The sequence below is a fragment of the Thalassoglobus polymorphus genome (assembly GCF_007744255.1).
Lineage (GTDB): Bacteria > Planctomycetota > Planctomycetia > Planctomycetales > Planctomycetaceae > Thalassoglobus > Thalassoglobus polymorphus.
On the sequence record NZ_CP036267.1, the window covers coordinates 2861851 to 2885447 of the forward strand.

At 50.1% G+C, this 23597-nt stretch carries 18 protein-coding genes; 6 read left to right on the forward strand and 12 right to left on the reverse strand.

The genetic code is table 11. The features are described from left to right. The first annotated feature begins 286 nt into the window (after window positions 1-286). Both Mal48_RS10385 and rfbD read left to right on the forward strand, forming a co-directional pair. A complete protein-coding gene (locus tag Mal48_RS10385) occupies window positions 287-1411 on the forward strand; it encodes a succinylglutamate desuccinylase/aspartoacylase family protein (protein WP_145198680.1) in 1125 nt (374 codons plus the stop codon). Beyond that, window positions 1408-2265 (forward strand): dTDP-4-dehydrorhamnose reductase, encoded by an 858-nt coding sequence (rfbD, locus tag Mal48_RS10390; protein ID WP_145198682.1) that lies wholly within the window; start codon window positions 1408-1410, stop codon window positions 2263-2265. Before Mal48_RS10385 ends, rfbD begins: the two co-directional genes overlap by 4 nt. Before the next feature lie 167 nt (window positions 2266-2432). Here the strand turns inward: rfbD and Mal48_RS10395 are convergent, their stop codons facing one another. After that, window positions 2433-3836, reverse strand: coding sequence for a tetratricopeptide repeat protein (locus tag Mal48_RS10395; RefSeq protein ID WP_145198684.1), 1404 nt, complete (start codon window positions 3834-3836; stop codon window positions 2433-2435). Window positions 3837-4064: 228 nt separating this feature from the next. On the opposite strand from Mal48_RS10395, the gene Mal48_RS10400 reads away from it, so the two are divergent. After that, on the forward strand, window positions 4065-5261 hold the full coding sequence (locus Mal48_RS10400) for a MauE/DoxX family redox-associated membrane protein (RefSeq protein ID WP_145198686.1): 1197 nt from the start codon (window positions 4065-4067) through the stop codon (window positions 5259-5261). A 9-nt stretch (window positions 5262-5270) separates the two neighbouring features. Here Mal48_RS10400 and Mal48_RS10405 read toward each other — a convergent pair whose 3' ends face one another. The 6 genes from Mal48_RS10405 to Mal48_RS10430 all read right to left on the reverse strand — a co-directional run bounded on the left by Mal48_RS10405 (window position 5271) and on the right by Mal48_RS10430 (window position 14560). Next, window positions 5271-6212, reverse strand: a complete 942-nt coding sequence (locus Mal48_RS10405; RefSeq protein ID WP_231739981.1) for a DnaJ C-terminal domain-containing protein — start codon at window positions 6210-6212, stop codon at window positions 5271-5273. A gap of 600 nt (window positions 6213-6812) precedes the next feature. After that, entirely contained in the window at window positions 6813-7406 is a 594-nt protein-coding gene (locus Mal48_RS10410) for a sigma-70 family RNA polymerase sigma factor (RefSeq protein ID WP_145198690.1), read from the reverse strand. Between the two features lie 114 nt (window positions 7407-7520). Beyond that, window positions 7521-8780, reverse strand: coding sequence for an amidohydrolase family protein (locus Mal48_RS10415; RefSeq protein ID WP_145198692.1), 1260 nt, complete (start codon window positions 8778-8780; stop codon window positions 7521-7523). A 141-nt stretch (window positions 8781-8921) separates the two neighbouring features. Then, window positions 8922-12089 carry an amidohydrolase family protein gene (locus Mal48_RS10420; protein WP_145198695.1) on the reverse strand — a complete coding sequence of 1056 codons (3168 nt, stop codon included), beginning with the start codon at window positions 12087-12089 and terminating at the stop codon, window positions 8922-8924. A 168-nt stretch (window positions 12090-12257) separates the two neighbouring features. Next, window positions 12258-13904: a serine/threonine protein kinase gene (locus Mal48_RS10425; protein ID WP_197442234.1), complete on the reverse strand. Its 1647-nt coding sequence runs from the start codon at window positions 13902-13904 to the stop codon at window positions 12258-12260. An 8-nt stretch (window positions 13905-13912) separates the two neighbouring features. After that, window positions 13913-14560, reverse strand: a complete 648-nt coding sequence (locus Mal48_RS10430; protein WP_145198698.1) for an RNA polymerase sigma factor — start codon at window positions 14558-14560, stop codon at window positions 13913-13915. A 516-nt stretch (window positions 14561-15076) separates the two neighbouring features. On the opposite strand from Mal48_RS10430, the gene Mal48_RS10435 reads away from it, so the two are divergent. Next, on the forward strand, window positions 15077-16639 hold the full coding sequence (locus Mal48_RS10435) for an ATP-binding protein (protein WP_197442235.1): 1563 nt from the start codon (window positions 15077-15079) through the stop codon (window positions 16637-16639). 88 nt (window positions 16640-16727) lie between these two features. Here Mal48_RS10435 and Mal48_RS10440 read toward each other — a convergent pair whose 3' ends face one another. Continuing rightward, the gene (locus Mal48_RS10440; RefSeq protein ID WP_145198700.1) at window positions 16728-17600 is read right to left on the reverse strand and encodes a thioredoxin family protein; all 873 of its coding nucleotides are present in this window, start codon (window positions 17598-17600) and stop codon (window positions 16728-16730) included. Window positions 17601-17935: 335 nt separating this feature from the next. Here Mal48_RS10440 and Mal48_RS10445 point away from each other — a divergent pair, with 335 nt between their 5' ends. Both Mal48_RS10445 and murG read left to right on the forward strand, forming a co-directional pair. Beyond that, window positions 17936-19114: an FtsW/RodA/SpoVE family cell cycle protein gene (locus tag Mal48_RS10445; protein WP_145198702.1), complete on the forward strand. Its 1179-nt coding sequence runs from the start codon at window positions 17936-17938 to the stop codon at window positions 19112-19114. Further along, complete coding sequence (gene murG, locus Mal48_RS10450; protein ID WP_197442236.1) at window positions 19080-20225, forward strand: undecaprenyldiphospho-muramoylpentapeptide beta-N-acetylglucosaminyltransferase; 1146 nt, start codon at window positions 19080-19082, stop codon at window positions 20223-20225. The genes Mal48_RS10445 and murG overlap by 35 nt, the downstream gene beginning before the upstream one ends. A gap of 100 nt (window positions 20226-20325) precedes the next feature. Here the strand turns inward: murG and Mal48_RS10455 are convergent, their stop codons facing one another. From Mal48_RS10455 to Mal48_RS10470, 4 genes are all read right to left on the reverse strand, one after another. After that, window positions 20326-20766, reverse strand: coding sequence for an arsenate reductase ArsC (locus tag Mal48_RS10455; RefSeq protein WP_145198706.1), 441 nt, complete (start codon window positions 20764-20766; stop codon window positions 20326-20328). Window positions 20767-20816: 50 nt separating this feature from the next. After that, the gene (arsA, locus tag Mal48_RS10460) at window positions 20817-22604 is read right to left on the reverse strand and encodes an arsenical pump-driving ATPase (RefSeq protein WP_145198708.1); all 1788 of its coding nucleotides are present in this window, start codon (window positions 22602-22604) and stop codon (window positions 20817-20819) included. A 9-nt stretch (window positions 22605-22613) separates the two neighbouring features. After that, window positions 22614-22988, reverse strand: a complete 375-nt coding sequence (gene arsD / locus Mal48_RS10465) for an arsenite efflux transporter metallochaperone ArsD (RefSeq protein ID WP_145198710.1) — start codon at window positions 22986-22988, stop codon at window positions 22614-22616. 65 nt (window positions 22989-23053) lie between these two features. Beyond that, window positions 23054-23383 (reverse strand): ArsR/SmtB family transcription factor, encoded by a 330-nt coding sequence (locus Mal48_RS10470; RefSeq protein WP_145198712.1) that lies wholly within the window; start codon window positions 23381-23383, stop codon window positions 23054-23056. Between the last annotated feature and the right edge of the window lie 214 nt (window positions 23384-23597).

A 23597-nucleotide genomic window follows, 5' to 3' on the forward strand; every position in this document is an offset into this window, starting at 1 on the left:
TTCACTAGAACCAGTCCGAAAACCTCTGGAGGAACTCCTTTCTCAACGCTTGAGAGAGCAATTTCAGGCTTCAGACTCAGTAATGAAAATATTCACGTTGGGGTTTGTTGAAATTTGCGATTCGTCACATGAAAAGAAACTTCACAGACAAGAGAAACTTGCAAGACTTCCAAAAGTGATCTCAAGCCGAAGAATTCACCCTCCCAGCAAGACGCACGCTTTCTAAAGAAACAGTATAGTTACAGAAAATTTGAATCTCTTCAGTTCCGTGGAATAACCAAATTCAATGAATCACGAAAAGTTGACAGTTGACCGTTGGGGCGACGTGATCGTTTCCCCCGGGGAAACTAAGGATGTTGAGGTCCGGTTTTCGGAGAGTTACAGCGGAATGAATTTAAACATTCCGATTCAGATACGTCGAGGGATCGAACCTGGACCGACAATTTTTATCACCGCAGCAGTTCATGGCGATGAAATCAATGGAACCGGGGCAATTCGCCGTTTGATCACTGAAGAGTCCATTCAATTAAAGAAAGGGAATCTGATCCTGGTTCCCGTAGTGAATGTGCTTGGCTTCGAACGCCATTCGCGATATCTCCCGGATCGCCGCGATTTAAATCGTTCGTTCCCAGGAAGTGCGAAGGGCTCCCAAACCAGCCGCATGGCCAGATTTGTATTCGAGCAAATCGTCTCTCGTTCCGATTTTGGAATCGATTTGCACACAGCATCGGTACGGAAAACAAACTTTCCAAACGTGCGCGCCGATCTCTCGAATCCCGATTTGGTCAAACTGACGCACGCATTCGGATGTCCTCTCACAATCAATGATGCAGGCCCCGAAGGGAGCTTACGCCGGTCCGCGTGCGACGCCGGTTGCCCGACTTTTATTCTGGAAGCAGGTGAAGTCTGGAAAGTAGAATCGTCCGTCACCGAGCAATCCGTCCGTGGATTGAAGAACGTTTTCATTTCTTTGGGAATGATCGATGGGGAAGTGGAAGTACCACCTTACCGGACTATCATTGAATCCACGCGATGGGTACGTTCAGACACAGCCGGATTTTTGCAATTTCATGTTGCTCCCGGAGATTTTGTCAGCACTGGATCACCGATCGTGACTACATCCAGTTTATTAGGGCAAGTTCGGCAAGTGATTGAATCGACGGAAGATGGTATCATTCTGGGTATGACCACACTTCCCATGACAGCCCCCGGGGAACCTGTCTGCCACATCGGCTTGATCAATAAGGGACAGTCAAGAATGGAAAAAGTTGTCGATCAACTCCCGAACGAGGCTCTCCAACTTCGTTTGAGAAACGATCTCTCAACCAGTTTCAACGTCACTGAAGTTGCGGATTTCGTAGAAGATCCGCCAGACGATGTGCCTGAACCGTCGGAGGACGAAATTCTATGAAAGCGATGATCGTCGGAGCAGATGGTCAACTCGGAAGAGCACTGCAGGAGATCTTAGGGGATGATGCGATTGCACTGGGCAGTGCAGAAATCGACATCACATCACCAGAGTCAATTTCGAGCCAGCTGGACACGTTCAATCCAACCATCGTGTTTAACGCAGCTGCGTACAATTTCGTTGATCAGGCAGAGGACGAGCCAGAAGTTGCTTACCGTGTCAATGCGCTCGGGCCTCGGAACCTGGCGATCGAATGCCAAAAGCGTGACAAGTCTCTTGTCCACATCAGCTCAGATTACGTCTTCGGACTCCAGTCTTCATTAACACCTTGGACCGAATTGGACACTCCCGGACCTGTTAGTGCATACGGAATGAGCAAACTGTCTGGTGAGTATTTCGTTCGCAGTTTATGTTCAAAGCATTTCGTCGTTCGCACTTGCGGGCTGTATGGACATGCAGCACGGCGAGGGACTGGGAAAGGCAATTTTGTCGAGACAATGCTCCGTCTTGGAAATGAAAGAGAGGAATTGCGGATCATTGACGATCAGAAATGTACGCCTACAAACGCTCATGACTTAGCTGTCACTCTTTGCGACCTGGCAATTACAACTTCATACGGGCTGTACCATGCGACGAACCGTGGGGCTGCAACATGGGCTCGCTTTGCAGAAGAAATCTTTGCCTATTTAAGGATGCCAACAAAAGTTGTGCGGATCACTTCGACTGAGTACCACACCAAAGCACGTCGACCGGCAATGAGCTTGCTGAACTGTTACAAGCTCGAAGCCGTGTTACAGAATCCGCTGCGAACATGGGAATCAGCTCTTCACGAGTACCTCGATCAACGAACCGATTAACATCGCTTCCATGAAAAAATGCTCTGACTATTCTGACTATGCTTCGCCGGCGTTCTGCATCTTACAGCCTCTCCACTTGCGTCTCGATCATGTTTTAGAGAACAAGTGAACAATTCAAACGACCGCAAGCATGCAGATGTTTTCAAGTTCGCACGGAAGCCACGACTTCACGGACGTGCTGGAAGAGTTGGACCTTTTTTCCCAAGCTCCTGAATAGTTGGAATCGGCTTTGGTGGGTCTGGATTTGGCGGCTCCGCTGCTGGCGGTTTCGGAGTTGAGGGAGCGTTCTTGAGTTCTTCGGGAACAGCGGGGATGGCGTCGGGAGTCTTTTCAAAGACTCGACGAGCGCGTTCTTCGCCTGTTATCTCACCTCGATTTTGATTTGGTTCAGGGGCTGGAGGAATGAATCCAGACGCATCATTTCCGCGCTCGAACACCCGCGGCGATTTCGGTGCTTCCTGATTTGCTCCGGCAACTGCCTCCTGATCAACAAGAGGAGTCAAGAAGGCAATGAGGTGTCGTTCGATCCCATTTAGACGAATCGCAGTTTCCAGAAGACCTTTGGCCCGGACGTCTCCATCCAACATCATCACGACAGCGAGGAGGAAAAGCCGGTTTGGGTCGCGAACGTCGCGATTGGTCCATTCGGCAATGCGAGTCTTGACACGGTTCTTCTCATCACGCTTGGCCAAGTCGTTGTTGGGGGCATCAAGCCCATAAAGTTCATCCAGCGTCACTCCACTCGATGGCCATTCCATATCGAGAGTCGTCGCCGTTTTGAGTTGTTCGACAGCTTCTTCGAAGCGGCCTCGTGCAGCCAGGGAAATTGCCAATCGATACCGAGCATCTGCCTGATCAGGAGCGATTGAAGTTGCTTCTCGATAACGTTCCCCTGCTTTTCGATAATCCGTGATTGCAAAAGCTTCATCTCCAAGCACTCTCAATCGCAATGCACGTTCACGTTGCTGAGGCGTTGATTCCTCAACAATAGGCTCGGGCTCAATCGGAGCATTTAAAGGATTGTTCTGAGGAAGAAATTCATGTTGAGGAAGAAACGGGTCCGGTTGAAACCCTCTCCCGATCATCGTCTGCCCGACACCTCCCGTTTGAAACGGAACGTGATTGATCGTCGGCACTCCTGGCATCAATCCGAAATAGCCGTATGCACCAAATTGAGAGTAAACAGGGCCGGGGTAGATCACGTTTGGAGTGGCATAAATCGGAGTATTCAATCCGTAATAGGCAGGGGCGTAGGGAGTCCCGTAAACTGGCAAGTACGCTCCTCCAGCATACCCGGAGAAGTATCCTCCCGCAGAGTAACTGCGAGACCTTCGCCCCTTCCCCCCATGCCAAGGTCGACCGTACCTCAGCTGATATTGATAATGTGCCTGCGTCGGTCCATACGGGCGACCAGTCGACCCGTAGACGAGTGGGTAAGACTTCCCGGCACCTTGTGCTTCTGCATCTTGTGGAAGACAGATCGCAAAACTGAAAATCGCAATAATCAGAGCTGCAACTTTCAGTGACACAAACTTGAGTGCTGGAGCGATGTTCATTTGGCTGGCAGGCATGTGAGACCTCGATTCAAAATCAGCTCACAAATTGGAACTGGTAGGAGTCCTGGATTCAACAGCAATTCAGTGGAGAAGAGAGTCCCTTCGCGCGCATTGCGGTCGCTGTATTATACTCTCTACGATTCGTGACATGGTAGGATTCTCTGCCGAATTGAACCAGAAAAGTGCATCAGACGTATGGAAACCAACGGGATATCACACAAAATTGCGTCAATGGACCGCGTGATGTTTTTTTTCACGCTCCTGCTCCTGCTTGTCACTCATTCATTATGGATGCAATTGAATTCGACTGCATCTCCTCAAATTCCGTGGTTCGAATTCCTCTGCCAGTTTCCACAAACGATTGAGAGAGGCTTTCTGGCAGCCTTGGTCCTGGCGGCAATTCTGCTGATCTTCTCAGCAAGTGAATCACTGACTCGTCGAGTCATTCGCGTGGTTTATTTTGTTTCGTTCACAGGATTAGTTCTTCTCGATCAACATCGACTCCAACCCTGGACGTTGCAGCTATTACTTTTCTCAATCGTCTTGTCGCTCGCACCTCGTCGAGATGGTCTGAGTTGTTGTCGTGCCCTTGTGATCATTCTTTATGCTTACTCAGCGATTTCTAAAATCGATCTCGCGTTTCTGGATGGACAGGGGCAACTGTTATTGGATGGATTGTTGAAACCATTCGGTGTCGACAATGAAATGTGGTCGAGACAAACAAAACGGGCTTTGGCAGCTTCATTTCCAGTCGGCGAACTCCTCGTCGCTTGCTTGCTCGTACCACAAAGAACCCGTGGCATCGGATTAGTGGGCGCGACACTCATGCACCTAATGATTCTAGTCGCACTGGGACCATGGGGATTGAACCACGAGAACGGAGTTCTCATCTGGAATGTTTATTTCCTCTTTCAGAACTTCATCCTCTTCCGGAAACCAAGCGAAGCCGCCGAGTCAGATCCCTCACCACGAAAAGCCTCAAGCTGGATTGCCATCGGAGTCACAGGACTTTTTGCAATTCTGCCCTCGCTTGAAAACTGGGGATGGTACGACCATTGGCCTGCCTGGGCCGTTTATTCCGCTCGCCCCGAGCGAGTCGAAGTGCTTGTTGACGAGTCGATCGTTGCTTCTCTCTCGCCTTCCCTTCAAAGTTTGTGCGGCAGACCTGCCCCTTTAGACGTCCGTGTTCCCATTGTGCTGGATCGCTGGTCGTTCCAAACACGGGACTGCCCTATCTACCCGCAAGCTCGATACCGAGTGGCGTTAGCAAACGCACTGTTGAGAAAACAGGTCGACAGTCAGTCCATCACGATTGAAATTTCATCCACGCCAAACCGTTTCACCGGAAAACGTGAAAAGCATGTTTTTCACGGCTGGAAGGAAATCGACCAGCTGCGAAAAAACTATCGTCTGAACACTCAGGCCAGAATACTTGAGTGAACCGAAAATTTACCACATTCCATATCGGGGAGAGAGAGGATTCAAGTTTGTGAACTGTTCCAGCAGTTCCTTCGATTGCTCATCGATCTCTTTAGGAACTTGAATTTTTATGATGACGAATTCATCTCCGACTGCTTTGGTCTTGAGATTCTTAAAACCTTTCCCCTTTAACCTTAGCTTCGCACCGGATGACGTTCCCGGTGGGAGGGTCAGCGTCACCAACCCTTCATCTAGCGTAGGGACATCGATTTTCGCGCCGAGGATCGCCTCCGAAACGGACACGGGAACTTCGAGGAGAAGATCGTCCCCCTCACGTCGAAAGTAAGGATGGCTCGCCACATTGACGGTGACCAGAACATCTCCCGGTGAGCCTCCTTGTAGCCCAGCCCCACCCTGCCCGGCGAGTCGGATCGACTTTCCCGATTCAATTCCAGCAGGAATTTTGATCGAAATTCGTTCAGCAGTCCCTTCGCGAGAAAGTGTAATATCATAATTTCCACCGCGAGCAGCCAGCTCAAACGGTACGAGAATCGAGGTTTTCAGATCCTGCCCACGCTGGGGTTGAGGACGACGGCGTCCGCCGCCCCCGCCGCCCCCGCCGCCAAACATCCCCCCGAAGAGATCCTGTAAGTCGACGGCTCCGTCTCCACCAAAGATGTCTCGCAAATCGACATCGACGGGGCCACCACTACGAAAAGGACTTCCTCCGCCGTAGCCGCCTCCCCCCTCCGGAACATGCTTCCAGTTTTCGCCGTATTGGTCGTACTTCTTCCGTTTCTCTTCATCTCCCAGGACATCATATGCCTCGGCAGCCTGTTTGAACTTTTCAGAGGCGACAGCATCATCAGGCTTTGCATCAGGGTGGTTTTCCCTTGCAATTTTCTTGAACGCTTTACGGATCTCTTCTTTGGATGCCCCGCGGGAAATGCCTAAAACTTGATAGTAGTCCATGTTCGTCACAATACAATTTCAGCTACAGGGTTACTTGCTGCCAGCCCCGGCGAGCAGTTTTGAACCAATCCAGAAGATTCACTCAGTGAGGAAATTTCACTTTGCGAGAAAATCCCACACTGTGAGAGAACTGATTGCGAAAAAACTGATCCGAGTCCCTGAAAAACCTCCCAAACACTGAGGAACACCTTCAACGCAGAGGTTACCGCAGCACTTTCCCGAGAGGGACTCAGAACTCACATCAACGCATACAGTTCAGTTCTTTTTTCATCGAGTCGCGAAAGCACATTGTTCGCGAGAAGTCACTTAAAAACAACGTTGCAGCCATCAGAATTTTCGGGATTTCTCACTGCGATACATTTCTTTCAGCTCGGAATGAATCTGAGCTGTCGATTCACCAATTTGCAAGCCCTGACGGGGAGATCGAGGGCAACAAAGTACGATGAAGTGCAATGAAGTTGATTTCCCGGAGTGGGAATCGGGCCTCAACCTCGAATGGCTACGACACTTTTCGAGTGGCTGATTGGGATCTGCCTCGTGGCGAGAAGATTGCGAAGCCAAGAAACTGACTTTCACGGGCCCGAAAAGCACGAAGATGCGTTATTCGGGAGTTGACAGCTTCCGTAGATTTTCAAGACCGCGTTTGAGAAGTGACGCCACTGCTTGAGAAGTGCGCCCGAGTTTCGCAGCGATTTCCTCAAGCGTCTTGCCTTCCAGATGTCGCATTTGAACCGCCGCTTTCTGGTCAGTGGGAAGCTGGTGAATCAGATCTGCGAGGGATTGCGATTGTTCGAGCTTGATGACTTGCTGGCTGGGAGAGGACTGCTCACGGTTTGACGGAATCTCTTTGAAATCGCTGCTTCGTTCTTCCCGGAGATTACGTTTCTCTGCCCCAAGATGTCTTCGTAATAAATCCTGAATATTGTGTCGGTGAATCTGATAGATCCACGCGACAAACTCTTGCTCACTTTTTCCTTGGAAATCGTTGACTTTTTTACAAGCCGATAAAAATGTTTGCTGAACAACATCAGACGCATCGACTCTGGCTGTCATCTGATAATCGAGTTCTCGTTCTGCCAGTGTTCGCAGTTGATCTCTGTAAGTGTCCAGCAGTTCCCCAAGCGCAGATTCATCCCCGGCCTGTGCTTTCGCAACAAGTTCAAGAAGCTCTTCGTTCGGAGATTCCGATGGCATGATTGGAAACTCTCATGGAGAGAAGCGGAAACAGGGGATTCACTTGTTGACTACCTTAGAGAAATCGACGGTTTTCCTATATCCCAATTCGGCAAAACACCTTGCCCGCGCCAGTTACTGCTCTTCATATTTCTTCCGATATTTTTGATGAAGTGTTTTCTGTTTGTCGCCCAGATCAACGGGACGTCCACCTATCCATGCTTGCTTCACCTGACTCGATGTTTCCAGCGGGTTTCCGGTACTCACAAAGAGTGTCGCATCTTTCCCGACCGAGAGGCTCCCGACCCGATCATCCACTCCGAGGATCTCAGCTGGGCTGAGTGTGATTGCTTTTAATGCATTTTCTTGTGAAAGACCAAACGCGACGGCCGTTGCAGCATGATATGGCAGATTTCGAACGTTGTAGCTGCTTGAGCGATCATAACCAGAAATACAGAAACGGATGCCCAAGTCTTGAAGCTGCTTTGGCAGTGTGAACGCAGCATCGTAAGCGTCGTGGCGATATAAGGGTTTACGATGGATCGCAGAAAGGATGACAGGGATGTCATGTTTTTTAAGTAGCTCCGCACATTTCGGGGCGTCGTATCCTCCGAAAAGGATCAGCTTGAGATTTTCATTCTTCGAGAAGGCAACGGCTCGATTGATGTCTTGCCATTTATTTGCTCGGACAATGATGGGTTGCTGACCTGAGAGCACCGGGAGCATTGCTTCGAGACGGAGGTCATGGCGAAGTTTGGTTTTTGATTCGACGGCCAACTGATACCGGCGCGCCACTTCAAGAAATTCGCGAAGCTCTTTCGCTTCTTTTTCGTTAGGAAGCGAAACGATCATGGCGGCTCGCGGGCTGACTGTCATCTCTTCGAATGTCCAGCCATCAAGCTGCATAACTGCTGCTTGTCCGGAAATGAGGCCACCGGTCGGGACACTCATGCTCAAGAGCACTCCGTTGCTGCGTGTCACCGGAATCAACTCGCTGTCAGGATTGAAGCTGACCTGCGCGAGAACATTCGGGTTGAATTCGCCTGATTCGCGGTGATCGTTTGATGCTCGAACAGCATTAATTTCGACCAACCCGATTTGAGAATAAGGTTCGAAGAGACCTGGATAGATGTGCATTTTATTCGCCTTTACGACCTGCACTCCTTCCGGAATTTCAATGTCGACTCCAACATCTCTGATCTTCCCCTGATCGAAGATGATCGTCCCGTTCTTGATGGGAGCGGAACTGACTGGATAAATGGTTCCTCCGACAAGCGCAACGGGAGTCTTCGGTAATTTTCCGGGGATTTGATCCGATGCAATCGCTGAACAGGAGATCGTCCAGTGAAATGAAAGTGCCAGAACAAATGCTGAGAAGAATAAATGTTGAAACATGATGACCACAGAACGATGAGGTGAATGAATATCAAAAATCAATGAGTCTCGCTGAGTGTAATTCGACCTGCTCCTGAACCCGGAATTTGCTCTCTCGAACAATGAGAAGATTTCTCTTATCAGCAGCTTCCGGAAAAGTGCTTAATGCGAATGATCATGATGATCGTGTCCGTGACTCTCGCAGAATTCATCATGTCGAGGCCATTCGGAGCTTGGATCGTGGTTCTTCTCTCCCAGTTTCATCATGGGGGCGCGGGTATCAAGGATCTTCTGGATCAACGTGTTCCGCATTTTTGCTATCTCGTCTCGTTCAGCAAGTTCTTCCTCGACATCAAAGTATTTCTTGCCGTCGATCCAGGTTTGTTCGCAGCGACTGAAGTTCGACAGTGGTGGCCCCGACCAGATGACGAGATCCGCATGCTTTCCAGCTTCGAGCGAGCCAACATACTTATCGATGCGGAGCTGAATGGCAGGGTTGAGAGTGACAAATTTCAGAGCTTCCTGAGGCGGAACATTTCCATACTTGACCGCTTTGGCAGCTTCCTGATTCATGCGCCTTCCGAGTTCTCCGTCGTCAGAATTGAACGAAACGACGATTCCCTGCTCGTGCATCATGGCACCGTTGTAGGGAATCGCATCTTGAACTTCGACTTTGTAAGCCCACCAGTCTGAAAAGGACGAGCCAGTTGCTCCGTGCTTCGCCATGGCATCGGCGACCTTGTAGCCTTCCAGAATATGTTGAAAAGAACCAATCGTGATTTCAAATTCGTCAAGCGTGCGAATTAGCGTGAGGATTTCGTCTTGTCGATAGCTGTGACAGTGAACCCATCGCTCACCGCTAAGAATCTCAGCGATCGCTTCCAGTTCGAGATCCGTTCGTGGGGGGAGTCCCTGATGAGTGTCGGCGTACTCTTTCTTCCGAATTGCGTACTCCTTCGCTTCTTGAAGTTCGTCACGCATAATCTGTTGAACGCCCATGCGTGTTTGAGGATACCGACTTGTGTACTTGTCACCCCAGTTGCTCTGCTTGACATTCTCACCGAGTGCAAACTTCACTCCTGCTGGAGCTTCAGGAAAACGCAATCCTTCGTAGTTCGATCCCCATCGCATCTTGATCACTTGATTCTGTCCTCCGATTGGATTTGCAGAACCATGCAGAATGTTCGCTGTCGTCAACCCGCCGGCTAATTGCCAGTAGATATCGATATCATCACAGTCGAGGAAATCAGCGATGCGAACTTCCGCAGTGACAGCTTGAGCGCTCTCGTTGATGCCGCCATCGGAAGCGATGTGTGAGTGACAATCGATGAGTCCGGGAGAAATGTGTTTTCCTGTCGCGTCGATGACGACCGCATTTTCAGGAATTTTGAGGTTCATCCCGACTTCGACAATCACTCCGTCTTTCACCAGCACGGTTCCATTTTTGATGTTTCCAGCTGGGCCACTTGTCCAGATCGTTGCACCTTGGAAGGCGACGAGTTTTGCGGTTTGCGGTTGCTCTTTTCGACCAAACGCACCGAGTGGGTAGTTCACTGGAAAGCTTGCCTGTGAACTTCTGGCAGCGAGGGCGTTCTTCTTTTCCAGCTTCTCTTCTTTTTCTTTTTCGGTCAGGTCTTCGTTCTCGAGAATTTCTGTCTCGACCTCTGATTTCTCCTCGGGTGGAGCTTCAGCTGGTTGATTCAGCGTCATCAGCACTGAAGAATGTTTTCCGTTCGGCCAACTCAGAGTTCCCAACCATTCTTGGGATTCCTTCTCCAGCACAATCGAGAATGTCACCATCCCTCGAGAGTCGAAGCTATCCCCTAAAAATTGTCCAATCAGGCGACCATCCTCCTGAGACAACTTCTTCACTTCGACGGAATCTTCAAACTTAGGCAAGGTTTGATCAGGACGAACCTTCGCCTTGAGTGACTCTTCGCCTTTAATATTCATCAACAAGGAGACTGCATCCTCTTTCGGTCCGTTGGTCAGGGCGAGTTTCCAGTCTCCCTGTAAATCGATCTTGTCATCTTCATCATGTTGAACTCGATGCCCCTGAACCCAGGTTTCAACAATTTTGGTTTCATCGTCAAAGAGGTCACCATCGGTCAACACGAAGCTGGCGAGTTTCCCCTGTTCAAGAGTGCCGAGTTGGTCACTCACCTGAAATCGTTTTGCGGGGATAATCGTTAAAGAGTTCAGTGCCGCAGTGGCTGGAAAACCTCGCTTTACTGCAATTCGCAGATTCTTGAGGAAGTCTTTTTGGCTCTCCAAACGATGCGTGGTGAGTAAAATTTCCAAACCGCTTTTGTGCAACTGAGCCAGATTTCCCGGTGCATGGTCCCAGTGCATCAGAGATTCCAAAGTTGCTGAGTTCGCAGCTTCGGGACTGGCAACATTCGGGGCTTTGGGGAAGGCGACCGGAACGATGAATGTCCGCCCCGTATCTTTGATATCCTGAAGTCTTCGATACTCGTTTCCACTTCCGACAATTATTAAATTCAGTTTGAACTCCCGAGCAAAGTCGTTCGCGCGCAACGCGAAAAGTTCATTACTCGTTTCCAACATGACTGGCAATTCTCCGCTAGCGAACAATTGCATTGCCTGAAGTGTTGAGTTCATTTCGGGGAGAGGCAAAGAAGGATCTTGTTCAACAGCTTTGTGTGCATCGCGATACCAGAGGGCGTCATAAAACGACTGCCGTGCCAACGCGACCGCTCCCATGGGAGAGTTCGGATAGTTCGATCGATCTCCGCTTCGACGAGGAATCGTCAACTCACCATTCAGGGCAACCCGATCTTTCAAAAGAAGCTGATGCGGTTCACCTTCGCCAAGTGAGTAAAGAGCGCTCTGGCCTCGAAGAACTCCAACTTCAGGAGCGACCAAACGCGCGACGAAACCTTGCTGACGCAAACTGGACGCTCCAAGATGCGATTTTTTGATTGCTGAGCTGACATGAAAATCAGACCGAATTCGTGAATTCCAATAAGCTGTCGCAGGTCGTTTGCTGGCAGCATCCAGAGCGATCTCACCGAAGGAATCAATGAACCCGGGATACGCAATCTTTCCAGTTCCGTCGATAACTTCGGCATCGGCGGGGATTTCCACATCCGCACCGACCAGGCTAATTTTCTGATCACGGACAACCAGCGTTCCCTTCTCGACCACTTGTCCCGATTCCTGAACAATCCGCAGCCCGGTGATTGCATAAACATGGGAAGGAGAAGTTCGCAGCCCCTCAACATGCTTTGTACTGCCGACTTGGCCCCAAGCTAACGCAGGCAACAGGCAGATCAGCCCAACGGAAAGAGACCTCAAAGTGAACGACATGATAAGGCAATCCTGAAAAGAAAAGCTTAATGGTGTAAATCAAAAGACCAATAGTGAAGAGTTCAGCGACCAGATACCAGCAATTCAACAAAGATTCGACAATCTTGCTGAGAAACCCTGTCGAAAGAATCGCTAACACGTTGACTCAATGAGCGACAACCGGGGCCGCTACAACCGGGACCGTATCGTCACCAGCTTCAAGATTCGACGGACGAGCGAAATGACAATGCCACCAATGACAAGCAAGATTCCGATCACCAGATATGGAAAATGCCCGGGCGTTTCGGGATCACCTCGGTAAGCGACCAGAAACAGGTACGAAATGACAGAAGCGATCGTCGTCACCGCAACCAACCGAGGTTTGTACCACATGCTGCTGGTCACAATCAGAAGTGCATACCCTGTGACCAGCGATTCAACTGGCCCCTCTGCATTGGCAACTGCCGCGGTAAACAAAGCAGCGTCCGCTGCGATCCAGGTTCTCCGAATGAATGGGACACCGCGCGTCATTAATTTCTGAAACACGACCGAGATCACAGTCCAGGCGACGAGAATCGAGATGACAGGTAAATAAGACTGGCGATGCCCGGGTGTCCGCCAGTCAACGATTTGCAAGATCAACGCAACAATCAGAAACGCCGCTAAGTGAACAACGAGTGCCGGTTCTCGTCTCGCCCAGCGTCGGAGTTTTGTCCACCAACCGACCGAATTCAGAGCAATCGGTTCTCCTTCCTGAAAGTGTTGCAAATCATTGGCGAGTTCACCCGCAGACTTGTAGCGATGCTCCGGCTTCTTTTCTAAACATCGCAGGCAAATTTGTTCCAACGGCTTCGGAACACTCGGATTGATCTTCCCCGGTGCCGGCGGTTCAGAATCTCGCAGTCGCAAAATCTGGTCGAGTGGACTTTCTTCCACAAATGGAGGACGACTTGTTAATAGCTCATAAAGAATCGCCCCTAAGCTATAGATGTCGCATTGAGTGGTAATTTTATTGATCTTTCCCCACGCCTGCTCAGGAGCCATATAAGCTGGCGTCCCCAGTATGGTTCCAGAGATGGTCCTTTCACTGTCCGCTTCAAAAACTTTCGCAAGGCCAAAGTCGGTCACAAAAGCATTGTGCTGTTGGTCAAGCAAAATGTTTGACGGCTTGAGATCACGATGAATGATGTCTTGCCTGTGCAGATAATCGACGGCATTTGCAACTTGAATGACGTAATCAATCGCTTGAGAAATTTCTAGCTTCTGGTCTTTCAAGTGTTCTGCGAGCGTTTGCCCCTCGATGTAGGTCATGACGAGAAAAGGATACCCGTCTTGCTCTCCGGCATCGTGGACACTGACGATGTTCGGATGCCGCAATCGTGAAGCTGCTCGCGCTTCCTGATAAAACCGACGCACTTCTTCATCCGTCGCAAATTCACAAGTCCGAATCATCTTGAGTGCAAAGTGACTTTGAAGCGTAATGTGACGAGCTTTGTAGATGATCCCCATTCCGCCACGGCCGATTTCTTCTTCAAGACAAAACGAGCCGAAATTCCGAGGCAGTTGCTGCATCATCGATGAAGAAAAAGCGGGTGAATCTCCAAGCAGCGTCTCCTTCTGATCAGTCACCGGAGCCACAGCAAACGAATCCAGCCGATTCATACAATCCAGCATCTCGGAGAGTTCTGGATGTCTCGCCAGAAGATGTTCTGGAATTTCAAGAGACTTGCCAGCCTGCATTGCGAAACAGTGTTGATCAAGAAACTCCAGCACCTCATTATCATAATCAATAAGCTCGTCGCCGGACCCATTTTTTTCTTCTTGACTGGCAGACATTCTATGCTTCATTCAGATTCAGAAACGTCGTGATTTTGAGAAAGGATTTCTTGTAATCGCTTCAGTGCTCGCCCCCATAGCATTTGAACCGCCCCCCGTGAACGCCCCATCCGTTCAGCCACCTCATCAAACGGGAGTCGTTGCAGATTTCGTAACTGAATGACTTCTTGATAGTCCGCGGTGAGTTCCGCAATTGCATTGGCGAGTTCAAATTCTCGCTCGTTTTGAATCATCAATTGCGACGGAGTTTGCAAGTGTGCAGAAAGGTCGATTCCGGCTGCGGATTCATTCGGGAGCTGTGGATTCAAACGAATTTCTTTTTTTACGTTTCGTTTTTCAGTACGAAACCTGCGAATAAAGTCCTGCGTATTGTGAGCAAGAATCTGTCGCAGCCAACCGAGCCATTCCGCTTCAGAAACGCCATCAAAATTCTGAAAACCTTCGTATGCTTCCAGCATCGTTTGCTGAACGAGATCAGACGCATCGACCTTAGCCCGCATCCATGTTTCCACATTCGTGCGAGCTATGACACTGACATAATTTCGACAGGATTCGAGCAACTCATCTCGGGCTACCATATCTCCAGCGCGGGCAGAATTGATCAGATGATGAATCCTGGAATGGATCTGGCTGTCAGACTCGTTGTCGTTATGCATAAACTGCTTCTCACGTTCCTCTGGAGCATCTTTGGAAATGATATCGTTTTCTCCCTCGTGGTGTACAGTATTTCCTCTTCTGAACGAGGCTCGACACAAACACAAGTATGTTGAGAACTGGTTCTGAAAACTGAACACAGGGACCAGAGATCCTTTTCCTCTGATTTGCTGGATCAAAATATCACGAAGTTTGACGGATTGAACAACTTGGATTTGCCATCCAACATCTTTCGAAATCGGGTTCGCGAAACTGTCTCGTCGTGAAACACGGCGTAGCCATGAAAGTGATTTTTACTGGATGAGTGAGAACCAGGAGAATTTTTCACTCACGATTCCGCAGACTCGCGAGAATTTCAGCTCTCGAAAAACCCCTACAACCGTTACGAACTGTCATAAATTCCGATTTCCTCGAACCATTCTTCATCCATCGTCAGAGGATTTCGCTCGGCTGCTCAACACATCCCAAACTACAGGGAGAGACATATTCATTTTGGCCAGCTGTAAGCGAGGACGCGGATGCAACCTGGGACATTGACCGATATCGACAATCTTCTCATGAGTCTAGGGAATGAGGAAGATTTGGAAGTTGAGCCGAAATCAGCGCCACCGATGACTTCGGAGGAGCCCCAAGAAACTCCCTCGACCTCGAATGAGAAACCTGAAGAGAATCCTGAAGAATCCCCTGCTCCGAATGAAGAATCCAAGGAAGCAGAGGCGACGGAGAAAACTCACGCAGAGAAGATCGAAGAAGCTCGTCGACTTCCTAAAGTCTCGGACGCAGTTGCCAAACTGACCGGAGAAACTTCAATCCGGCGTTTGAATATGAACAACGGGGTGTTCATGCCTTTGAGCCCCGAATCATTGAACGATGCTGGGCTGAGTCTCAGTGAAGTGATGAATTTGATCCTGAAGTTTCTTTATAATCGTGGCGTAGAAACTGGGTATAAAACGGCCTTACAGGTCGGACTGAAGTTCCCACTCGTAGAAGGAATTTTACGTCAACTCAAAATTGAACGCCTTGCCGCCTACAAGAACTCCATCGCTGGCGGTGACTATCTCTATGAATTGACCGAACTAGGACGTGATCGCGCACGCACACTGTCAGTTCAGTCAACTTATTTTGGAACCGCACCGGTTCCACTTGATCAATACATTGCGAGTGTCAACGCGCAGACTCTGGCAGGCCGCAAACCTTCTCTGAAAGCCATCCGCAGGGCCTTTTCCGATCTCGATATCAGCGACCGTATGATTTCGAACATCGGACAAGCGATCCATTCTGGCCGTGGAATGTTTCTTTACGGTGCTCCAGGAAACGGTAAAACGAGCATGGCGGAACGTGTGACCAAATCCTTCGGTGATACGATCTGGATTCCACGCTCCATTGTTGCCTCGGGTGAAATCATTCGATTATTTGATCCCAACCGCCATCGTCCCATCGAAGGCGATTCCGACCACGATCAGGAAGTCGACGGTCGTTGGGTCCAAATCGAGAGGCCGACCATCGTCTCTGGTGGAGAATTGACGATGGAAGATCTGGAGATCACCTATATTCGCAAGACGGGTGTTGGTGAGGCTCCATTACAATTGAAATCAAACTGTGGAACGCTTCTGATCGACGATTTCGGCCGTCAAAGAATGAGTACAGACGAACTGCTCAACAGATGGATTGTTCCTCTTGAGCAACGGATCGACTTCCTCCATATGGAAAGTGGTCGAACAATTCAGGTCCCGTTTGACCAGTTGATCATTTTTTCCAGTAACCTGGAACCACGAGATCTTGTCGACGACGCATTTTTGCGCCGGATTCCCTACAAGATTGAAGTCAAAGATGCATCGGAAGTCGAGTTCCGGAATCTCTTCATCAAGATGGCCAAGAAAGCCCGGTTCGAATGCTCACATGAGACCGTAGATTACCTTATCCAGCATCACTATGTCGGAGCCAATCGCCCCTTCCGGTTCTGTCATCCACGTGATTTACTGCGACAAGTCGAGAATCGCTGTACTCTCCACAACCTCCCACACGAGATCACCAAAAGCGCCATTGATCAAGCAGTAGAAAACTACTTCTCGATCATGTAGGTCTTTGAGAGTATGAAGGTCTCTGAGAGACTACGATCTTCCAAGACCTTGAAGCTCCTCGCTGACATTCCAGAAAGACCGACGGGAATTATCGAACAACGCTTTCGATTTGATCGACATGCAGTACCACCTGCGTCTTGATGAAATTGTCTGGTGCTGACTTGAATCGTTGGCGATTCTCATTTGATGTGAACAGGTAGAGTCGTTCGTCATAAAATGCGCCGAAGCCAATATCTCCTGCAACTGCACGATCAGTCTCCCAGACAACGACTGGATCACACCCCAGGAACTGCGGCACATAGCGTCCGGGAGATTCCTTGAAACGCTTCAGTGCTTCAGCGCTGACAAATCGATATTGCTGCCCCTTGTACTGAGCCTCGAACTGCTGGCTTCCCTTCTCCCAGCGACGAGACTTCCACAATGTCACCGGGCAATACCCTTCAAGCATCAAGCCGGACACAGAGGCTGGCTTAACCGGTTGGTCTTTCTGAGACAACGACTCATTCGGATTCATTGCCGGTGTAGCATTTCGCAGTGCAAGGATATCCGTGTAGCGTGTTCGAGCTCGCATGACCAGTTGGACGTAATCGTTGACACCTCGATATCCGACTGATTGCATAATCTCTTTTCCGGACGGCTCAATAAACAGATCCGTTGGCAGGCTGGTGACCCCAAAACGAGATGTCAGTTTAGGGTTGTGTTCAGAGTTGATTTTCACAGCGACGACAGATTGTTGAAGCTGCTGCTGAACCTGTCTTGAGGGGAAAACCTGGCTCTCCATTTGCTTACACGGATTACACCAATGAGCATGAAAATGAATGAGGATCGGCCGATTCGTCGACTGAGCAACTTTTTGTGCCGCTTCAAAATCGGTGTACCAGACACTTTGGGCTTCAGCGGACGATTGGAAACAGGAATTGAGTGTCAGTACGGCAAGACAGGAGAAAAGCAGCGTCTTCATGATGACCTCATCTACTAGAATTTTGCCAGCCAGGAAGAGTGCCGACTCACAAGGCTCAAAGCGTTCTCAAGAGTTGATATCGGTCAGACTCGCCGGTCGAGATCGGGCAGAATTCTCGGTTCTATTGATCACTGATGCTTTTTGAATCGGGATTTCGACTTAAGCCGATAAGTTAAGTTGAACCACTTGTGCGGATGAACGAACAGAAGTCGAGATGGAGGGAGTCGAGCGTTTCGAATGACGATAAAACGAAGAAGCGAAGAATCGCCAACAATGTTTCGCTGTGTTATGTCTACAAGCTGCGATGACACCAGTTAGTCTTTGACTCGACGCCGATGCTGGACTCAGAGGACCTCTCTTCGAATCTCTTTCTCGCCTTCGCTGGCATGCTGCTGGCGATTGGAACGCTCATGGTCTACAGCGCGAGCATGTCGACTCAGTCAGCAAATGTTGAACAGCTCTATCTTTCAAAGCATGTCATCTTCTTAAGCATCGCATTACTTTGCGGCGGAATTGCTTCTCAAATACCGGCTCGTTTCTGGCATCGACTTTCACCAATCCTTTATCTCGTAAGCGTTGCTTTGTTGATCGCTGTCCTGATCCCTGGACTGGGGCACAAAGTGAACGGAGCGCAACGGTGGATCAGAATCGGTTCGATTTCGATACAACCCTCAGAAATTGCCAAGATTACGCTTCCGCTTATGGTGTGCCGGATGAGATTTCTTCGCAGCGGGGAATCACGTGAAACAGGTCTGTTTCCCTACCTTCAGCTTCTTGCCATCATCGGATTGCCGCTAAGTTTGGTGCTCATCGAACCAGACCTGGGGACGACATTGTTTTTATTGATTACTTCTGCGCTGGCACTGTTCTTCAGTCGCCTCCCCCTTCGTTTTTTCTTTCTGTCCGCGATCGCATTGGCTCCACTTGGTTTGAGTGCGATTGCTCTCAAACCCTATCAACTCGCGCGAATTCGTGGGTTCATACAAACCTGGACATCCCCCGAGGAAGCTCCTTATCAAGTTCGGCAATCATTGACGACCCTCGGAGTGGGCGGAATTCAGGGGACTGGATTAGGCAAAGGTTGGCAAAAGCTGAGTTTCTTACCAGAGGCGAACACCGACTTCATCTTCGCTGTGATCGGAGAAGAACTTGGACTGATCGGAACTCTGGGCATCATTGTCTTGTGGGCAGGACTTTACCTGAGTGGTCTCAACTTGATTCGACAGTCATCTCAAACCGGTTTTGCTTCAGTCGCAGCCACAACGCTTCTCACGCAACTCGTGTTGCAGGCTGCCCTGAACGTGGCAGTGGTGACCGCAATGGTCCCACCTAAAGGAATTTCGCATCCATTGATTAGTTATGGTGGGAGCAATCTGGTAACAACGGTCTCAGCGCTCGGACTCATTGTGAGCTTGACAAAAATTCGCAACACGGAAGTCACTTTAACTCCGGAAGAACAACATCACAAAGAAGAGAACCTTGAACACGAATTCTCTGCCAATTCAGCCGCCTGAATTTTCGTTTCTTTTTTGCGGAGGCGGGAGCGGAGGTCATCTCTTCCCTGCCTTGGCGGTCTGTGAAGAATTGATTGAGCGGTTCGGTCTTGGGTGTCGGTTTCTTTTTACAACAACCGGGAAGCAAATCGAAACGAGTCTGCTCGTCAACCAGAATATTGAAATTGAAACAGTTCACATCCCCTCTTCCCCGCTTGGCAAGCTGAAACGACATCCAATCCGGGAGTCGCGAGTTTTACTTTCTGCGTTTCGACAAGCCCGAAAAGTCATCAAAGAGTTTGCCCCCACGATCGTCATCGGACTCGGAGGCTACGGAAGTCTCCCTGGCATTCTGGCAGCTAGAAGCCTCAGGCGACCGATCCTGCTGATGGAGCAAAACACAATCCCCGGAAGTGCCAACGTTTTACTCTCTCGATTCTCAAGTCGAATCTGCACAAGTTACCCGGAAACTGCGCAACATTTTCATTTTTCGTCGAAACGTGCCTGCGTCGAAACGGGGAATCCGGTCAGGAAATCAATCCTGACGCTTTCAGAGTGCCGCTCCTCCACTGCTTCCCGCACACTGACAGTGTTAGGGGGAAGTCAGGGAGCAGTCGCAATCAACGCTGCAATGCAATCACTCGTTGAGCAATCTCCGGAACTCTTCAAAGGCTGGACGATCTTTCATCAAACCGGATCAACTGAGAACGAGAATATTGAACGAGCCTACAACGCCGCCGCGATTTCGGCGGTGGTCTCCCAGTTTTTCACAAACATTGAAGAGGTTCTCAACCAATCGACCTTCGTGGTCAGCAGAGCGGGAGCCACGACGTTGGCTGAGTTGGCAGTCTTAGGGAAACCAGCATTGCTGGTCCCCTATCCAAACTCTGCACGCGATCATCAAGAAAAGAATGCTCTGTATTACTCCACCAACAAGGCAGCGGTCATTGTCCACCAAAGCAACAACGCGGAGACTTTTGCAACTCATCTCAGAAACGAACTGAGCAACATTATTGCCTCGTCAGAATTGCAAGACTCGATGAGCCAAAACATGCGCAAGCTCGGAAAACCTGACGCCGCTAAGTCAGTCGTCCAACAAATCGCCGATCAAATCCAGTTCCGCCAGACTTGAGCCCCTCATCACACCGTCTCCGAAATCACCCTACAAAAGAAAATGCCCTCGTTTTGAAAAATCAAATCGAGGGCATTGATTGATGCGGAGCAATCGTACATCAAGACGCAGACTCGGTCGTCTTAAGTAAGTCGTTGGTGACGAAATCGCGAATTTCGTCTCGAACACGTCGGTAGTGGTCGAGTGCTTCTTCTTCGCTTGCTGCCTCCTTCGCCAGTTTAGGAGGATCATCAAACCCGACGTGAACAACACGAGCTTTCCCCAGAAACCCTGGGCAGTTTTCATCGGCGTGGCCGCAGACTGTGATGACCACATCCAGTGGAATATCTTCCAGTGAACTTGCCAGCTTTGAAGATTGCCCGGAAATGTCGACTCCGGCTTCTGCCATCACTTTCACGGCATTCGGGTTCATGCCGTGAGCTTCGATCCCGGCTGAGTACACGTCGATTTTATCTCTATGCAAAAGTCTCGCCCATCCTTCAGCCATCTGGCTGCGGCAGGAGTTTCCAGTACAGAGAAAAAGAACTTGAGTTTTAGACATCAGTCAACTCCTGTTAGGTATTATCGCATTCTGCGAATTTCAACTTCTGATCAGTTCGAATTGGTTCCACTCTCGGAAACCTGCAGCGATGTCATCTCCCTTAAGAGGTCGATGCCAACTGGAGGTTCCGTGAGCATCGGGATTACTGCACTCCGTTGCGACTGAACGTCTCGGATTTCCGTGATAAACGGCCATTCACCAGCCCGTCTCTGCTTTAAGACTGGATCAGTCACAGCAAGCGGTGTGAGGCTTTGGTTCACAACCCAGGCGAACGGTTCGATCTCAGCACGCCGCAGGTCTGTTTGCAACTGAGTCGCTTCGTGGACAGGAGTCGCCTCGGGAAGGGTCACAATCAGAACGCGCGTGAACTCGGGGTCCCGCAATCGGGGCAAAAGATTTTGCACTGATTCCGACATCTCCATCGATTGCCGACTGACTTCACGGTGATAAGCCAGAGCTGAATCGAGCAGCAGGATTGTATGGCCGGTCGGAGCAGTGTCGAGGACTACAAAACGATCCGTTCCTTCCGCCACAGCTTGGGCGAAGGCACGGAACACGGCAATCTCTTCCGTGCAGGGGGAACGCAAGTCTTCTTCGAGCAAGGCACGCCCAGCATCATCCAGTCCGGCTCCTGCAGTCTGCATCACCTCAGCGGTGTAGTCCGCAGTCTCTTGAACCGGATCAATTCGGCTGACTGTCAGATGCGGCATCGACTCAGCTGCCAGCGTCGCCATGACGTGGGCAGCCGGGTCAGTTGTCGAGAGATGCACTTCGTGGCCTCTGTCAGCTAGAGCGACTGCAACACTTGCTGCCACTGTCGTCTTGCCAACACCACCTTTGCCCATAGAAAGAATAACCCCATGCCCCGGAGCTTCTAAGTCAGCCAGTAATGATTCGAGACCGGGGAGCGTCGAATCGACTGCTTGCGACTCTTCAGTAGTGGAGGTGATTGCCGCCTCGTCCGAGCCAATCATTCGTAGCAATTCAATACCGAGCACATTTCCCGCTGTCAAAGGGACATCGCTGCGTGGCAAATCTGCGAGTTCGTCGGGCATGTCGTTTAATACCCTCGCAAAACGTGTTTCCATTGTCAGCGCCAATGGATCACTTTTATCCGTAGCTACGAACAGACCATTCACGATCAGCTGCTGATTATCAACACCCAGTTGACGGAGATCGCGACTGGTGCGAGCTGCCTCCTTCAACGCCGAGGCATCGGGGCGCGTCACCAGTACCAGTGTCGTGCTTTTCTCATCGGACAGCATTGCGACCGACTGTTGATAAATTTTCTGCTGATCCTGTAAACCCGCGAGAGGTCCCAGGCAGGACGTTCCCGTAGTATTCGTCTCCATGAAACCGGACCAGGCAGACGGAAGCGTTAGCAATCGCAATGTGTGACCTGTCGGTGCAGTGTCAAAGATGACGTGATCAAAATCAGTCGTCGACGCTTCATCTCCGAGAAGACGGGAGAACTCATCAAACGCGGCGATCTCCAGAGTGCAGGAGCCAGAAAGCTGCTCTTCCATACTGGCGACAGCAGCCTCAGGCAGTACTCCGCGATACGGACCGATCATACGTTCCCGATAGGCTCGGGCCGATTCAGCCGGATCAATATTCATCGCGGAGAGACCGGGCACATTAGTAATCGGCGTTGGAGAATTCCCGATCTGTGTCGCCAGCACATCGTGCAGATTGGACGCCGGATCAGTGGAAACGAGCAGCACCCGTTTCCCTTGGTCTGCGAGTTGCACTGCGGTCGCGCAAGCCATCGTCGTTTTGCCAACGCCACCTTTACCGGTGAAGAACAGAATGCGAGTCGGATGTTTGAGATGCTTCATGACAGTACCTCAACAGCAGCCAGAGCTGCCGCAGCAGTCTCCAGCCTCGTCTGAAACAACTGGCAAAGCGGAAGCTTTCAATTGCGTTCCTGTCCACAATGCGAGATTCTCGCGTGTCGGATACTCGCTACGACTCATCACCCGACCATCCACCAGGACTAGCGGCAAGCAGTCAACCCCTTCTGCCTGCAACAACTGCTGAACGGTTGGATTACTAGCGTATTCTGCAGGCTGCTGGCCAAGATTAAATCGCTCGACTTGGTGGCCTTTCGACTTCAGCCATTCTAAATCGCTGGCGAAACGGGGCAATACGGGGTCAACCTGAGGGCCACAAACACCGCTCGAACAACACATTGCAGGATCATAGATTTGAATTTTACTCATTTCTCACTTCCTCCTCTTACACCTATCGTTCATCGTCGAATCACGATAGATATCGTTAAAAAAAATCACAAGTCCGAGATCAACCCCTTTAACTCTGCAAGCTTCTCTCGATTGATGAAGTAGCAGACTTTAGGACCGTCAATCTCGCCTTGAATGAGGCCGGAATCCTTCAAGATTTTCAGATGCTGAGAGACCGTGGACTGAGCAAGCGGCAGTTCCGAAACAATTTCACCACAGACACACGCCTCTCGATTAATCAACAATCGAATGATTCGTACACGAGCCGGATGCGCCACTGCCCAAGCCAATTTCGCCAATACGTCTGCGCTCTCGTCAACCGGTAATTTGACCGGCCGCGAATCACACTTTTGCTGACGTTGCTTTCCTGTGGACATCTGAGCCTCTTAACCTTCTATCGTCAATTTACGATGAATAGTAACCACGATTTCTGGTGAGTCAATAAAAGTTGCGAAATTTTCCATTCAATCCTTCATATCTCTTCACATGCAGACTCAATCAGCCAAGAGGCTCTGATCGCTGAGCTGACTTTTCAACGACAATTGCCTGCCAGACAGAGACGACGACCGAAGTCAAAGATTGTCGCTCAAC